Source organism: uncultured Veillonella sp., from assembly GCF_937981445.1.
Classification (GTDB): domain Bacteria; phylum Bacillota; class Negativicutes; order Veillonellales; family Veillonellaceae; genus Veillonella_A.
In genome coordinates, this window is the sequence record NZ_CALJON010000052.1 from 1 (window position 1) to 16,191 (window position 16,191).

The 16,191-nt window shown below is 38.2% G+C and carries 11 protein-coding genes, 1 tRNA gene and 1 riboswitch; of the genes, 7 read left to right on the plus strand and 5 right to left on the minus strand.

Annotated features, from left to right (window positions below):
* The coding region (cas9, locus tag Q0376_RS08315) for a type II CRISPR RNA-guided endonuclease Cas9 (protein WP_298706439.1) at positions 1-3,440 on the minus strand (3,440 nt) is incomplete at its 3' end.
* Positions 3,441-3,942: 502 nt separating this feature from the next.
* On the opposite strand from cas9, the gene tadA reads away from it, so the two are divergent.
* The 4 genes from tadA (at position 3,943) to Q0376_RS08335 (ending at position 6,543) form a co-directional block, all read left to right on the plus strand.
* Positions 3,943-4,416, plus strand: coding sequence for a tRNA adenosine(34) deaminase TadA (gene tadA / locus Q0376_RS08320; protein ID WP_298706441.1), 474 nt, complete (start codon positions 3,943-3,945; stop codon positions 4,414-4,416).
* A tRNA-Ser gene (locus Q0376_RS08325) sits at positions 4,395-4,486 on the plus strand. The genes tadA and Q0376_RS08325 overlap by 22 nt, the downstream gene beginning before the upstream one ends.
* A 380-nt stretch (positions 4,487-4,866) precedes the next feature.
* Positions 4,867-5,454 (plus strand): hypothetical protein, encoded by a 588-nt coding sequence (locus Q0376_RS08330; RefSeq protein WP_298706444.1) that lies wholly within the window; start codon positions 4,867-4,869, stop codon positions 5,452-5,454.
* 471 nt (positions 5,455-5,925) lie between these two features.
* Positions 5,926-6,543, plus strand: a complete 618-nt coding sequence (locus tag Q0376_RS08335) for a methylated-DNA--[protein]-cysteine S-methyltransferase (RefSeq protein WP_298706446.1) — start codon at positions 5,926-5,928, stop codon at positions 6,541-6,543.
* 283 nt (positions 6,544-6,826) lie between these two features.
* On the opposite strand, the gene Q0376_RS08340 is transcribed toward Q0376_RS08335, so the two are convergent.
* From Q0376_RS08340 to Q0376_RS08355, 4 genes are all read right to left on the minus strand, one after another.
* The gene (locus tag Q0376_RS08340) at positions 6,827-7,687 is read right to left on the minus strand and encodes a hypothetical protein (protein ID WP_298706448.1); all 861 of its coding nucleotides are present in this window, start codon (positions 7,685-7,687) and stop codon (positions 6,827-6,829) included.
* 10 nt (positions 7,688-7,697) lie between these two features.
* Complete coding sequence (locus tag Q0376_RS08345; protein WP_298706450.1) at positions 7,698-9,050, minus strand: hypothetical protein; 1,353 nt, start codon at positions 9,048-9,050, stop codon at positions 7,698-7,700.
* 63 nt (positions 9,051-9,113) lie between these two features.
* The gene (locus tag Q0376_RS08350) at positions 9,114-11,333 is read right to left on the minus strand and encodes a hypothetical protein (RefSeq protein ID WP_298706452.1); all 2,220 of its coding nucleotides are present in this window, start codon (positions 11,331-11,333) and stop codon (positions 9,114-9,116) included.
* 29 nt (positions 11,334-11,362) lie between these two features.
* Entirely contained in the window at positions 11,363-12,835 is a 1,473-nt protein-coding gene (locus Q0376_RS08355) for a nicotinate phosphoribosyltransferase (protein WP_298706454.1), read from the minus strand.
* Between the two features lie 170 nt (positions 12,836-13,005).
* Between Q0376_RS08355 and menA the strand changes: the two genes are divergently transcribed.
* The 3 genes from menA to Q0376_RS08370 all read left to right on the plus strand — a co-directional run bounded on the left by menA (position 13,006) and on the right by Q0376_RS08370 (position 16,155).
* Positions 13,006-13,902, plus strand: coding sequence for a 1,4-dihydroxy-2-naphthoate octaprenyltransferase (gene menA / locus Q0376_RS08360; protein WP_298706456.1), 897 nt, complete (start codon positions 13,006-13,008; stop codon positions 13,900-13,902).
* Between the two features lie 287 nt (positions 13,903-14,189).
* Positions 14,190-15,023, plus strand: a complete 834-nt coding sequence (locus tag Q0376_RS08365; protein ID WP_298706458.1) for a MetQ/NlpA family ABC transporter substrate-binding protein — start codon at positions 14,190-14,192, stop codon at positions 15,021-15,023.
* Positions 15,024-15,170: 147 nt separating this feature from the next.
* Positions 15,171-15,262, plus strand: a riboswitch (SAM riboswitch).
* 59 nt (positions 15,263-15,321) lie between these two features.
* Positions 15,322-16,155, plus strand: coding sequence for a MetQ/NlpA family ABC transporter substrate-binding protein (locus Q0376_RS08370; protein ID WP_298706460.1), 834 nt, complete (start codon positions 15,322-15,324; stop codon positions 16,153-16,155).
* Positions 16,156-16,191 lie beyond the last annotated feature (36 nt).

Below are 16,191 nucleotides of genomic sequence, written 5' to 3' on the forward strand. Positions count from 1 at the left end.
AAAGGTAAATATCGGGAGCCCGTAACCGCACTGGCCTTCACCAATGTAGCATTATAAAAAGCCCCTTTTTGCTCGGTACTCCGCTTAGTGACTAATACACTAGGCTTTGCCATAACTCGTTTTACTGTCTCTAAGCTAGTATCTGGATTCCAAACAGTTTTCCCCCTAATCTGAAGGGTCTTATAAAATATCCGACTTAGATTATATGGATATTTACTGCGTTTTCTTGCTTCTTTAATAAAGTTAGCCGGACTCTTAGTAAATTTTTCATGGAATACATGGCCCACAACAATATTTAAATACGCATCTTTACCGTGATGTTGACTATTTAAAGAGCGCCATTTTATAAATTCATTATCTCTACGGAAATCACTCACATTTTCTGCTTTAACATAGCAAATATCTGTATCAGGATAAATCCGTTTGAGCAAATCTGTTACGGCCTTAATCGCTTGATTTGTTTCTACTAATTGGCGATTAATAAATCCAGCCAATTCATCATCTGTTAACGCTTCTGTTCTAGTAAGTCGCAAATATTTTGTTTCTGATATTAACTTCTTATCAAGCAAATACTTCCAGTGGCTTATATTCTGTTTTTGCCAGTCTCGATTAATAGGATAATTATTTTCCTTCGCCACATTATATTCTTTTTTAACAAGCACCAGATTATTAAAACTATCATCTTTAGTTAAACTTCGTGGATAGATATGATCTATTTCATATAAATCTGTAAAGATATCATCTACTGAGTCAATTCGATCGCCACTATACATACAACGCCCCATCTGTTGATAGTATAAAAATAGTCGTTTACTTTGGAAGTCTCCAGCATTACGATTTTTAATTTCACTCTTCCAATCATGACTTTCATCTTTAATAGCACTATATAATTCAGTTAAATATTTCTTTCTAGAATCTGTTGCTTTTTTCTCTGCCCTATTAGTGCGTGCTACTTCAACAAAAATCTTCTTCGGATTGCGCCCTTTCAGCTTAGTAATCTCGTCTAATACACGTAATGTTTGCCAAATAGAGCGTTTAACAGCTGGCGATACATATAATTCATCCACTACATCATATGATATAATACCGTCTTTATTAGCATAGTCTTCGCCTAATTGCGCTTCATTAAATTGTAATACAGCATCCATAAATGTATATTTAGAACTTAATACTTCCATAAGTGTCAATGGATATGCATTCATAGCCGTAATAATATTACAACGTAAGCCAGATTCAATCTCGCCTTCTAGGGTATGTAAAAATTCATAGGACAAACGGCCCCAATCTTTATATTTAAGCTTACTAATAGCTTTTACTTGCTCTTTATTTAATGTGCCTTTTAATTGAGGATCTGAATCTAATCTCTGTCTTAAAATTCGTTTTGCATCGCCAAATAAGGTTACATAATAAATAATTTTTTCTGCTCTAATAACATCAAAGCCCTGACCTAAAATTCTCACCATATCATGATATGATTTTAGATTCGTTTTTATTTCTCCATTGATTCCAGTAAGAATAAGGTCTTTTTCAGCATTCGCATCACCTAAACCAAGTTTACGTAACTCTTTTTTGATTACCTTTTCAGTTACCTTTCGCGCTTGTGTCTTAAATACATCTTCAATTAATAATAATTTTGTCTCCCTATCTAATGGCTTGCCATTGTAACGAAGCATATTCAATTCATTAAGTAACATGAATTCACTATACAACAATGACTGTTTAGGTAAAACATCTTGCCCCACCAAATATGTACATTTATTAGTCAAATTATTAATAAACGCTTCTGCAGATGCCCCTTCATCAACCTTATCAGTATAGTTCCAAGGTGTAACGCGCCCGGCCTCCTTACGAACTACCCATGCAAAACCATCCTTACCAGCCTGATGTGCTGGATTCAATGGACCAACAAAATAAGGAACTCTAAATTCAACAATTTTTTCTAATTTCTCGCCAGTAGTGTAACCCGTACTATCTTTTGCAGTCAAAAATGGGAACTTTGTGCTAGCCACCTTAATAATTGTTTTTAGTTCATCTAAATGAACTTGATATGGCACCGCCCCATTGTCTGTAACGCGCTGTAAAGGCAAAAAGGACTCTAGCTCAATTTCTTTTAAAATTTCAGACTTCACATCAGAATCTGGCAATATATCTAATTGTTCTTTCAAAAACTTATAAAAGTCTTCTTGAGAGCAGACATTGCCCTTAGGGTTTTTATTAATATAGGAAGGATAATTATTTAATGTATTAAATTTATTCCCAGATTTTTTGCCGAAAGACTTGAATATATCATGGTAAACAGCGCTATATTCTTTCATATTAGTCAAGTCTTTTAACTTTTTCAATTGATTTTTATGAAGCTCAAATTGTTCTACCTTATATTCTGAAAAGCCTTTTCCATCAGGCTTTACCTTATATAAAATCAATGTATCATATACACTTTTACATAGGTCAATGACTTCTATACGATTCCCTAGAATTTGCTCATAATCCCCGCGCTGCTCATCATATTCTTTGCCGCTAAATTGAATTGACTGCATTTCCTTAGCTTCTAATTTCAAATCTTCATCAGCAAATAAATCAACTAAATTACCTTTCAAACCTATAATAACCTTGGCTAATGCCACCGCCATTTTTTTCTTATCTTTATTAAAAAGCAATCCTATTTGTGTCGCCTTATCACTACGGCTCATTTGAGCATTTTGTAAAATGTCAATCATATTACTAATTACTGAATCCATATTAGCTTCATCATCAATTAGTTCCAAATAAGCCGAACGCAACACCTCTATAATGCCACTAGTTAAATTGCCGCCACCACTAAATGACTGCCCTTCATACAAAAAATTCCCACGGCTTTTAACAATATGGTGAATCGCAAGAAACAACTCGCGAATATCCTTAGGAGGTCGTTTCATTAATTCATAGCGTAAATGGTAAAATGTAGGATAGTCCCGATGAAAATCCTTATCTGTATAATTCTTGTCATTAAATAAGAAATACTGCCCTTTATTATGAGGACTCTTATCTTCTTGATGAGCTTGGCTCTCATGGAGACGTAAGTAAAAATAAGGATCTACCTTTTTAATCTCTTCATCAAATAATTCTTCCAACAAAGTCAATCTAAATTTACGTCGATTATATCGACGCCCTGTACTTCTATTAGTTCTTCGCGCTAAGGCTGGTTGCCCCTCTTCAAAGAGTCGGCTCCCCCACATATCTTTACCTTTAGTCTTCAGTAATTCATACTGCTCATTAGATACAGCCCAACCAACAGAATTTGTACCAATATCTAGACCGACAAAATAATCCTGACTATTAGTTCCTCGCTTGCTAGCTACTTGCTTGTTGCTAACATGATTGTTAGTTACTGACTTATTGTTTACTTGCTTGTCGTCCTTATGTTGCCCCATATGCGCCACCTCATTTTTTTTAGACTTCATTCTATTCTGATGCTCATTGCTGCATTTATTTCTTGATTTATTTCCCTAATTATCTATTTTTAGCAATTGACAATTCTCTAAAATCCTTCTATTATATACATGAAGTTAGTTTTGGATACTCTAACTTTTACACTACAAGTTCAAATAAAGATTTATCTACATTGCTCCTTAGGGAGTGCCCATCGTGGGCTTTCTATTTGAACAATAGCTCAGGTTCTTATGAAGCTGAGCTTTTTTATTTGCCCAGATAAAATACTCATAAAGTAAATGTAGCATCAAAAAACAAGCTGAATAAAATCAACTTATTTCAATTATACGCCTTAAGGATAACAAAAACAAATACTTATTTTTCATTTTTATCATGTATTGTTAAATGGACATTTACTCAATAAATCTTAGGCCTCTTTCTTAGCAATAATTACTCTTAGCAATGATTACTAAGGAAAAATAAATCAAAGCAGCAGTTCGATTAACATATACAATATAGAAAGCTGGTGACTCAATGACTGATCAAGAATTTATGGCAGAAGCCCTTAAAGAAGCCCAAAAGGCCTATGACATGGGTGAAATTCCCATTGGTGCCGTTCTTGTCCACAATGGACAAATTATTTCACGCCACCATAATCGGCGAGAATGTGACCATGATGCAACAGCTCATGCAGAGGTTTTAGTCATTCGCGAAGCCTGTCAACTCCTTGAACGATGGCGGTTGACCGGGTGCACGCTTTATGTTACTATAGAGCCATGTCCAATGTGCGCTGGTGCAATCATTAACAGCCGGATTGACCGTGTTGTATATGGCAGTAGCGACTACAAAGGCGGTGCCGTTGAATCATTATTTAATGTGCTCACACATCCTGGTTTAAATCATGAGCCAAATATATTAAGTGGTGTGTTAGCTGATCAATGTAGCCAGATAATGAAAGATTTTTTCAAAGAACGGCGTAAAAATAAGGAGAAGTACCCAAGAGGCTGAAGGGTCCGCACTCGAAATGCGGTAGGTCGGCAAAACCGGCGCGGGGGTTCAAATCCCTCCTTCTCCGCCAACTTATTCTTTATATAACTGATAATAACCTTTACTATTCAAAAGCCCCTACCTTCTAGTTAACTGCTAGCTTGGTAGGGGCTTTTTTAGATCAGAAGATAAGATACACTTACAATATTCTACATATTCCACTGTATCTTTCTAGATTACAAGAAATTTTGCTACATTTTCTACTCATTTCATAATCTCTTAATTTTAAAATGAGCCAGTAATGAACAATCATGAGAAAACTTCACCACCCTCTCACAGTTTTCACATATCAAATTCATTTTACTCCTTTAAGCTATACACATAGCAAGGAGGTCACCACCTTCCAAACAGGTGATTATCTCCAATTTAATTGCTATCTCCCCAGTATGTTATGACAAAGGAGTGTTTATTATGAAACGCAATACGCAAATGCACTTAAAGAAACTGATGATGCTCAGCGTATTAAGTGGTGTTATTTGGGGCTCTGCATCTGCTGCGGAACCAGCGATGCCCCCAAGTACAACACCAACTTTTCAACAAGGAGTAGCTGTTCTCGAAAGGCAACAATATGATGTTCGTCGAGAGCAACATGACGTTCATAAACAGCAAATGCCAAACAATAATGGTAGGAACTCATTCACCGACACTGGTGAGCACTCTTTTACCTATTATGATCGACTCCATCACAACACCAGCATGGCACACAGTCAATTAGAAGCCAATGCAGCTATATTCTTACATGCAATGGCTCCTGAAGGTAAAAAAGGATTTCCTCCTCAAAACCAACTTGGCAAAACGCCTCAAGATTCGTATCATATGATATCTCCTGAGCCTCCACCTCATATGCAAGGCCTGAGAGACTATCAAAGAGATTCTCATCAAGTGCAAAGAGGCCCTCACCAAGAAAACCCTCAGACCATTGATTGCCATGACACCGCTAAGGGCACTCCTCCTCAAAAGGCTCCACAAGAGCCCTCCCAAGAGAACTATGTTTTCTAATTAACACACACAACACACAACACACAACACACAACAAACAACAAACAACAAACAACAAACAACAAACAACAAACAACAAACAACAAAATGATACACAGTGATAGTCCCGCAGGCAAGTCTTGCGGGATTTACTGTTTTTTATTGTATATATAGCTAGTCCTATGTATAGCAGGTATGATTTATGTACTATTACGCTTAGTACGCTATTATATTACGTCATCCTCATGTCCAATTATATTGTGTCATATTACGCTTATTATACTGTGTCATATTCACGCCTATTATACTGCGTCATATTCACGCCTATTATACTGCGTCATATTCACGCCAATTATATTCCGTCATATTCGCTCCTATTATATTGCGTCATGCTCGTCCCCTATTATAAAATATAATTAACATAGCTTTTAAATAGACTATTAAGGGCGTCTTTCATTCACATAAAATGGTAGAAAGGAAGTCATTATTATCATGCAAGGTCAAAAAAGTAACCCCCATCAACTGGCCCAGACGATTCACCAAGCTCCATCCATAATTTACAGTGCTTCAAAAGATTATGAAACACTGGGGCATATTACCTTATATAGTGATGGCCAAGCTTTAATCGGCTTAACAATGCCCACCCAACAATACACACTGCCCCTCATTAAGACTGGTAAAGAGCGCACCTCACCGCCGGTGAAAGAGATTGCTTACTCAGATAGCTTAAATCATTCCGAATTTCGTGATGGTTTTGCTTGGCTAGATACCTATACCAAGGGCCAACAGCCAAAGGTATTTCCAGCTTTACATTTACTAGGCACTGACTTTCGTTGCCGCGTCTGGCATGAATTACTTCATATTCCCTATGGCCAAGTCATAACATATGGTGATTTAGCCAAACGCATTTACAAAAATGATACGGTCCGCGGCATGCAGGCCCGTGCTATAGGCGGTGCCGTAGGACATAATCCATTACCTATAATTATTCCTTGCCATCGCGTAGTAGGCAGCCACAAACAATTAACGGGATATACAGGGGGGCTTCACGTAAAAAAAGCCCTTCTAACTATCGAAGGCCTAGACATTCATCAGTACAAAGATGCGTAGACAAATCTATTGGTAGGAAATAAAAATTGTAAAAACTACAAAATCTTATCACTTTGTAATAACTATAGAGTTGCAAAAAAGCTGTAGATTCAGATTTGAATCTACAGCTTCTTATTTTTTATATCTTTAAAGCGCTTGGACATTTATATCATTTTTAAGAGCCAAGAGATTTAGATTACTTTAAAGGGCCAAGAAATTTAGATTACTTTAAAAAATTCATAAATTTATATTACGTTTAAGAATCCATAAATTTAAAGTACTTTAAAGCATCCATAAGTTTAAATCATTTTAAAGACGTTACAAAGTTTGTAAAGATTGGTATAAATGTACTCTTTTCTATATCAGATGTAATCATTACATATAAAATCGGCTCTTCTTTAGTGAGTACTAGGGCCGGTTGTACATGGTATACCTGTTCCATGCCGCCTACATTATACAACACCTTAGCACTTGTCATATAAGTAGGATGTTTTGTAGCATTTAACTTTTGTATAGCCATTAAATTATCGACCTGTACAGTATAGTCTAGCATAGGCTCTGCCGTGCTATCTCCTAAGGTCCCTGTTTTTATAAAAATAGGTTTCCCCTCATTACGCAACTCATTAAATCTCATGTTAAGCATAAATAACCCGGCATCAACGGCGCCTTCATCGACTTTTATATTCGCATCACCCATTTGAAGTGGCATGCCTGGCACTAAACTATACAAGTTTCTAAATTTAATAGCCACAACTTGTGCCATTTTACGCCCATCTTGATCCTTCATTTGCCATTGATATATATCAGAACGCTCTCCCAAACGGAAGGAATCAATCCAAGTTAGCAAATTTTCAGTAGCCTTGTACGTAGCCAGTTGGTCCCCGTATACACGAGCCGCATCAGTTGACATATTCATCACAGGCTTTTTACTTGGCGAATTTTTAGACTTCTCAGCTTGTACATACTCTTCAAAATCATTCATAAGATATGGCACCATTGCAGATTTTGAAAGAGTTACCATTTTTACAGATTGTGGCAATGTGGCAGTACCACCTATAACAGATACTTTCTGACTATCTGTTACACTCGCTCCCAAGGCCATTGATGTAAAGGCTGTACTCGCCACTAAAGTAGCGGTTACAATCCATTGTCTTACGTGTTTCATCCATTACCTCCTATTTAATGCCCCATACATCCTTAACAATTGGCTGCCAAATGGCATAATCCGAATCATTAATTACAACAGAGCTCATAACCGGGCCCCCCTCAGTAAAGTACAGGAATCCAAAATATGTCATAGGAATTTCAAAGCCATCAATCACCGTAGCAAAGCGGATTTCATTATAATAGCCCTGTCCCAATGTAGTCGTAACCAGCTGTTCCTTACTCGAGTCTACAATAATATTGGAATTCATAAAGAATTTAACAATCGTATCTACTTGTTTTTCAGCAGCTACTTCAACTTTATAGGGACGCACTGTCTTAGGACCTAAGTATCGGTCGCCAACTTTGAGGTCTTTTGCTACTGCCGTCAGCAATTCCGCTTTATAGGTTCTAATTCTTTCATTCATGGACTCCGCTGTATGAGATTGCGCGTGTTTCTTAACAGCCTCTGCTAAACGTGCATATTCTCCAGCTGGGGAATAGGTTACAGGTTCGTAATCTTTAGCCTGTGCTCCTAATTCTTCCACCCAATGCGTATTTAAGTTCTGCACATTAGATAAGAAATGTCGCCATTCCTGACGTTGCTGTATATATTTTTCTGCTTCTTTAGGCCCTAGATTTTGACTTACCACACGTGCTTCTAAATTCTCCGTCAATGCTGCTTGTAAATTAAAAGGCTCACCAGGTTTTGCCTGAGCTTTGCCTTTTTCCTCTAATTGCGACAAGGCCTTACCATACTCTAAGTAATGAGGCGTTAAAGCAAATTCCACAACATAGGCCGAATGCCATCCTTTCATATCGGATTTAGTCCATTGATGTACATTCCAATCACGCCAAATCGGCGCATTAAAATGTTGTAGCTCTGGTATATTTAATTTGTCTGCCCCAGCTAAATCACGAATTCCTTCCGCCATGATCTGATTATATTCAGCAGGCGTAAGTCCCGTAGCCAACGCATCACCGGTAACGGCTTCTGTGCGATGAAACACACCTTGCACATCCGTATAGCCTTTTGACATGGCCACATGTTTTAAATCACGTGTTTTCACACCCATAGGCAAGGTAATGGCTTGCCCATCTACAGTATTAAACACATGTTCATTATATGGTGCCTTAGATATAGGAATCGCTTTATCCTTTATTGCTGGAGATTTTAAAGCAGCCTCTGTAGTCGCCCCAGCCGATATAGGTGATGCAAAACTCTTCTTTGTATTTACCTCAGCCGACACAGACGAAACTAACCCCAGCCCTGATGCAGTGCCTTCAGCCGTTCCTGCTGATACAGGCGATGCAGTCGAGGCGAACCCAGTACCTGTAATAGCCACCGTGATGGCCAAGGTTAAAGCTAATTTATTCCACTTCATACACAATCTCCTTTCTAATTAGACTTAAATGTAACTACTTTATTACCATCGTAACAAAATCGATTAAGAAAGAGCTTTCACAAAGGATTCGAACTGAGGTGCAAAGGTAGTACCTTCTTTATCAGAAGTAAGCATTACATAAGCCACCGGCGTTTCCTTACTTAGCACTACCGCCGCTTGTACATAATAAGGCAACGCAAAACCATTCACATTAACTAGCACCCGGGTACTAGCCGTATATACTGGGACCTTACTATCTTTTATTTTGCGAATCGGTTTTTGATCTACTAATTTAACCTCATGATAGATATGTTCATTAGCCTGCACGAAAGATACCCATTGAGTGATTTTTTCATTTAAACGTCCTTCGCCTGCTAACCATTGTTGATTTAAAACCGGCAATTGACTATCAAGGATGCCTTCTTGCCACATGCCCACCATTTGCTTTGTGGTCTGTGGTGTTAATGCCAAGGCCCCTACCAATGCGGTTTTACGCCCTTCCTTATCTTGTAGCTGCCATTGATATACCTCGGTTTTCTCCCCTAGACGATAGTCTTCTATTTGCTTGGCCCGCTTTACAAGATTCTCATAATTTTTCTGACTTTGCTTCAACGCATCGCCAGTTAATAATTGATTCGTGCGCCAATGGCGAAGTTCTGGTCCATCAGCAATAGCTTTAACTAGGTCCGCTTCATATGTTTCAAATAAGTAAGGGATAATAACAGTATGTGATAATTTTTTTACGCTCATAGAGGTTGCATCAATACCTGGCAGGGTAACATGATTTACAGCCCCATTAAACGCAATTTGACTCTTTGTATTTCTTAAGGATTGTGGCACTTGCAGATTCATAGTAAAATCTGATTTTATCCTAGTACTCTCTTTGCCAATACGCCAAATCTCATCGATTTGTTTTTGCCAATAATTGGCATCTCCATCATTAGCAAAAATGGTAGTCACTACCGGTCCTTTTTCATCAAATCGGATTAGACTCTCTATATTAAATGGTACTTCATAACTATCAAAGTACAAAGCGCCACGGCTAGTAGAGCGAATCATAGGACCAAATTCTTCACTTTTTATTTCTTCATTTTTCACTACATCAAATTGAATGTCCGAAGTTTTTAAAAATTTATTTACTTCAACGTAAAAACGTTTTAACTTTTGTAATTTCTTTTGCTCAAATACGTGCAAAACTGGCTTTTGTTCCAATAACTGAATTTGATGTTCCAATTCAGCTACAACAATTAGGCCTAACGTATTCTTGTATATCCTAATCAACTCATTGGCCGCTGTCGCATCACTAATGTGCTGTGCCCCGCTCAAGCTTTTGACACTGGCTTTATAAAATGACTCTTTATCATATGTTTCAGGATATGGTGCCAATAAAGCCGCTTGTTGTTTAATACTTTGATCCACCAATGCTGCTACAGTCTCTTCAGTCACTTCGTTTTTCGTTCTATTACGTTCATCGCCAGCAATAGCCATAGAGCTTAATTCTGCCATAGTGGCTATATAATTTGTTCCCATACTAACTGTGCCTGATGACACTGCTTCATCCACAACTGAATTCGTATGATATGAATTCAGTTGTTGTTTCTTTTTCAAAGATTTTTCAAACAAGGCCTTATTAATGGCAAGTTCTGCTCTTTGCCCTTTTATAAAATCAGGTCCTAAAGCAAATTCCACTACATAGGCCGTGTGATACGCATCCTTTGTTTCACCTTGAAGTTGGTAGGCATTCCAATCACGATATACTTGCCCTTCAAAATTAGCTAGTTCCGGTATATTGGCTACCTCAGGCTTTGCCATATGGCGAATATGGTTTTGATATATTTCATTTTTTGTAATAGCAGGTGCCAGACTCAAGCCATTGACCACGCCACTAGGTGTGACAATACGCTTAAAATCAAATACAGTCACATTCTTTGGCAACTGAATTGACGTATTATCTGTTAAGATCATGTTTGAACTTACTAATCGAGGACGAACGCCATTGGATGTGGCCAATTTTGCTTGGCTCTCTTCTAGCGTTTTCATATAAGCCGGAACTTTAACAGCCTGGCTCTCCTCACCACTCTGCTTTATATTACTTTCCTTCGTATGTAAAGACGGAGCGCTCGTTACTACTGTATCCTGATTGGATTGGGCCGTTACTACTACTTGATCCATCGCCCCTAAATCTAGGGGACTTAAAGCTGCTGCATTAACACCTAGTGGGGCACTCCACAAGCCAGCTATTAAGGCTGCCGCTGCTAACTTAGCTTTATAATTCACTTTCATAGGCTCACTCCTTTAGGTCCTTTATTATCTTACACGTCAAATTTTTTGTCCCGCCCTGCTTTACGAAGTAATAATTCCTTCTTCAATTCATATAGACGATGACTAATATTTACCTTCACCACTGGTGGACGATTAAGTCGTAAATATTCAGGCCATAATAGTTTTATCTGTTCCTCTGCATAGTCTACAATTTGCGGTAAGCTTGGCATATTATAGACTAATTCACCATCTTTAAAAATAGGTACTAATAAAGGCACTACTTTAAAAGTATTGGCTTCTAATTGCGTGCATTTCCAAGGATACATAGCATTTTCAAATGTATATGGCTTAGTTTCGTCAATGAATTCATCATCTAAACAAATTAAATCACCAATCAATTTGCCATTCCTTTTACTGATTAGGCGGAGCACTTTTTTAAGACCCGGATTAGTCACCTTTTCAATATTTTCTGAGAACTTAATGGCTGGCACAAAACTGCCATCTTGATTCCACTGACCAGCGAGTTTATATACCCCACCTAAGGCGGAAGTGCCATCTGCAGTAATCAGTTTGGTGCCCACACCCCAAGCATTGATGGCACATTGTTGATTTTTTAAATCCGCAATGCGATACTCATCTAAATCATTAGACGCAAAAATAGTCGCATCATTAAACCCTTCTGCATCTAACATTTGTTTTACTTCTTTAGATAAATACGATAAGTCACCACTATCAAGTCGAATGCCATAGCCTTTAGGCATGGTGCCACCGCGGCGTTTCCGCACTTCTTTAAACACTTCAATGGCCGCTGGCATCCCCTTATGAAGGGTATCATAGGTATCCACTAATAAGACCAACATATTTTCATATTGTTCTGCATAAGCTCTAAAAGCCGTTAATTCATCAGGAAAACTCATAATCCAGCTATGAGCCATAGTCCCTACGGCCCGAATGCCATACTGCGCGGCAGAATACACATTGCTCGTGCCATTAAAGCCACCTATAATCGTGGCCCGTGCACCATATACAGCGGCATTGGTCCCTTGAGCACGGCGCATACCAAATTCAGACAAACTATCTTTGCCTGCAATGCTGCGAATACGTCGTGCCTTCGTAGCAATTAACGATTCATGGTTTAAATACATGGACACAGCCGTTTCAATAAGCATGGCTTCGTCTTTAGGGGCTTCCACACGAAGTAAAATTTCACCAGGAAATGCCAAGGTCCCTTCTGGTGCTGCATATACTGTGCCAGTAAATTTAAAATCTTTTAAATACGTTAAAAAATCTTCATCAAATATACCTGTGCTGCGCATGTACGCCAGATCTTCTTCATTAAATGATAGATTTTTTAGATAATCAATGACATGCTCTAAGCCGGCCACTACCGTATAGGCTCCATCAAATGGATTCTTACGGTAAAAGCGGTCAAACACACATTTCGTTCGATGCAAATTCTTCTTAAATAGGCCTTGCATCATTGTGAATTGATACAAGTCTGTTAGTAATGCTTTACTAATCACGGAATCATCTCACCCTTTCATGGGATTCTACGGATATTAATAAATAACCTGCTTAATTTACATTATAACTGTTTTGCCATATAATTGTTAGTGCATATTACCTAGCTGTATGTAAAGTATGTAAAGCAACTTATATTCTACATCTATGTTTATTTATAAAGGAGTCCTGTATGACTTTTGCACAATTTTATCGTCTATCACGGCCCCGTACGTTAACGGCTGCCTTCAGTCCCGTCATCTTAGGTGCCACCTATGGTAGCACTATGCACGAGTCCGTCCATCCTTGGTACCTTGCCCTCTTGTATGTGCTCATGGTATTAGTCTGCGTCATGAGTGCCCAAATTGCAGCCAATATTTGGAATGAGTACTTTGACTTTAAATCTGGCTTAGATTTAAACCAAGTGATTGGCAATAGTGGATCCATTGTTAAAGAAGGGATCTCCCCCTCGCGCATCAAAAAATTAGGTTATGTATTTAGCTTAGCCCCATTAATTATAGGCATTATATTAGCCGCCATAATTTCTTGGTGGTTCATCCCCATAGGGGCCATTTGTATCTTAATTAGCCTCTTTTATTCTGGTGGTCCAAAGCCAATTTCCCGAACACCCTATGGCGAGCTTGCTTCTGGTGTGGCTATGGGATTTGCCATTGTTTGTATCACCGCCTATACCATTACAGGCACATTATATTGGGACTTTATAATTCCTGCCATTCCTTCAACCATACTGATTGGCAATATTATGATGACAAATAATTTACGCGACTTTAGCAATGACCAAGCCCATGGACGTCGCACCTTAGTCATTAGACTGGGAAAAGATCGTGGCATCGCCCTATTACGCATGCTCTTTATAGGCGCTTCCTTATGGCTGGTACTTTGGATTCTTCTCGGCTATCTGCCATATTATGTACTATTAGCCTTTATATCCTTAATCCCAGCTTTTAAAAGTGTAAATATTTTAAAACTCTATGCAGACCCACTCATGACAAATCAAGCCATGAAATTTACGTCTATTAGCGTAACCCTGTACCATGTATTAACTAGCCTAGGTCTACTATTCACATAGAAAAAGCCCGATATTACGGGCTTTTTTTATTTCCTTATTTGGGTATAGGTAAAAACTATATATAAGTTGTGTAAATTCCTATAAGGCAAATAGGGCTTTTTTGTACTTCCTCACTTTACACTCGTCTTCTCTTCATGCTACAATGCATGCATATCAAAAATAAGTAGAGAGACTTCGTTATAAAAGCATTACGCAAAGGTGTGAAATTGGGATTCACACATACCGAGTACGGTCTTTGCCAAATCTTATCTAACGAATATATGAGAAAAAAGAGGAGGAACTTATTTATGAAGAAAATTTTATCCATAGCAGCTACAGCCATTCTCGGCAGTGCTTTATTATTAGCAGGTTGTGGTAGTGATACTGGCACAAATGCTGGCAGCGGACAAAAGGAAGTTACTCTTAAAGTCGGTGCATCACCTGTGCCACATGGCGAAATTCTTGAAAGTGTAAAAGACCAACTCGCTAAAGAAGGAGTTAAGCTTGAAATCATTGAGTTTAACGATTATGTACAACCCAATATAGCCTTAAACGACAAGGAATTAGATGCGAATTTCTTCCAACATATTCCTTATATGAATAAATTTACTCAAGAACACAAAATGGACCTTGCTTCTGTGGGACCTGTAGAAATTGAGCCAATGGGATTATATTCCACTAAAACTAAGGATAAGGATTTAAAAAATTCCATTCCAGATGGAGCTAAAATCGCTATTCCAAATGATCCAACTAATACAGGCCGTGCCTTACTACTATTAGAACATGCTGGTTTAATTACCTTAAAAGATCCTAATAATATTTATTCCACGAAGGAAGATATTGCTACTAATCCTAAAAATTTAGACATTGTGGAAGTAGAAGCCGCGCAAACGCCACGCACCTTGCCAGACGTATTTGCAGCAGTAATTAATGCAAACTATGCCTTAAGTGCTGACTTAAATCCACTTCGTGATGCCCTTGCCATCGATGATATTAAATCGCCTTATGCTAATATCATTACTGTACGCAAAGGGGATGAAAACCGCCCTGAAATTCAGAAATTAATCAAAGCGCTTCAATCACCAGAAACCAAAAAGTTTATTGAAGACAAATATCAAGGCGCAATTATCCCTGCTTTCTAATCGAAGATCCACTCCCCAGCCTTCCAAAAGACTGGATCTTACATAGCTAAAGAGTCGTCTCCTCATCCAGGTACATCGAGCAATCGAGGAGGCGACAAACTTTACATTTGTCCTCTCTGATGATATACTTTACAAAGGAATTACATATTATTATCAAGAGTGATGGAGGGACTGGCCCTGTGAAATCCAGCAACCATTCGATGGTGCTAAATCCTGCGGTATGAGCCGAGAGATAACAACAACTACTGATGGCGTTCATACTAAGGGCCATCATTTTTTACTTTAAGGAGGTAAATTTATGAAGAAAATTTTTTCTCTAGCAGCTACAGTTGTACTTGGTAGTGCTCTTTTACTTGCTGGCTGTGGTAGTGATACAGCTAAAAGTGGCGACGCTAGCGGCGATAAAGTAACTATTACTGTAGGCGCATCACCTGTGCCACATGGGGAAATTTTAGAACAAGTTAAACCGTTACTTGAAAAAGAAGGCATTGAATTAAAAGTTACAGAATTTACTGATTATGTAACACCTAATATTGCCCTAAATGATAAGGAATTAGATGCCAACTTCTTCCAACATGTTCCGTATTTAGAAAAATTTGCTAATGAGCATAATCTAAAATTAGTATCTGCTGGCAAAGTTCATGTAGAGCCAATGGGTATTTATTCCAAAACAATCACCGATAAAGACTTAAAAGCAGCACTTCCTAATGGTTCTAAAGTTGCCATTCCTAATGATCCAACTAATGGTGCTCGCGCTTTAATTTTACTTGAAAAAGCCGGCCTTATTACCTTGAAAGATTCAAAAGATATTGGTGCTACAAAAGCCGATATTACTGACAATCCTCGCAATCTTGAAATTGTAGAATTAGAAGCGCCTCAGCTTCCTCGTAGCCTTGATGATGTAGCTATTGCTGTTATCAACACAAACTACGCTCTTGAAGCTGGCTTAAATCCACTAAAAGATGCACTCTTCATCGAAGATAAGGATTCTCCATATGCTAATATCGTGGCAGTTCGTGCAGGTGACGAAAACCGCCCTGAAATTCAAAAGCTTATGAAAGCTTTAGAATCACCTGAAATTAAGAAATTTATCGAAGATAAATACAAAGGCGCTATCATTCCAGCCTTCTAAACTTCATAAAACGAATTGAGCATACTCATAGGCAAT

Coding starts and splice junctions, on each gene's coding strand:
- Q0376_RS08365 (WP_298706458.1), top strand. CDS start 14,190: ATGAAGAAAATTTTATCCATAGCAGCTACAGCCATTCTCGGCAGTGCT.
- Q0376_RS08340 (WP_298706448.1), bottom strand. CDS start 7,687: ATGAAACACGTAAGACAATGGATTGTAACCGCTACTTTAGTGGCGAGT.
- tadA (WP_298706441.1), top strand. CDS start 3,943: ATGACTGATCAAGAATTTATGGCAGAAGCCCTTAAAGAAGCCCAAAAG.
- Q0376_RS08335 (WP_298706446.1), top strand. CDS start 5,926: ATGCAAGGTCAAAAAAGTAACCCCCATCAACTGGCCCAGACGATTCAC.
- Q0376_RS08330 (WP_298706444.1), top strand. CDS start 4,867: ATGAAACGCAATACGCAAATGCACTTAAAGAAACTGATGATGCTCAGC.
- menA (WP_298706456.1), top strand. CDS start 13,006: ATGACTTTTGCACAATTTTATCGTCTATCACGGCCCCGTACGTTAACG.
- Q0376_RS08370 (WP_298706460.1), top strand. CDS start 15,322: ATGAAGAAAATTTTTTCTCTAGCAGCTACAGTTGTACTTGGTAGTGCT.
- Q0376_RS08345 (WP_298706450.1), bottom strand. CDS start 9,050: ATGAAGTGGAATAAATTAGCTTTAACCTTGGCCATCACGGTGGCTATT.
- Q0376_RS08350 (WP_298706452.1), bottom strand. CDS start 11,333: ATGAAAGTGAATTATAAAGCTAAGTTAGCAGCGGCAGCCTTAATAGCT.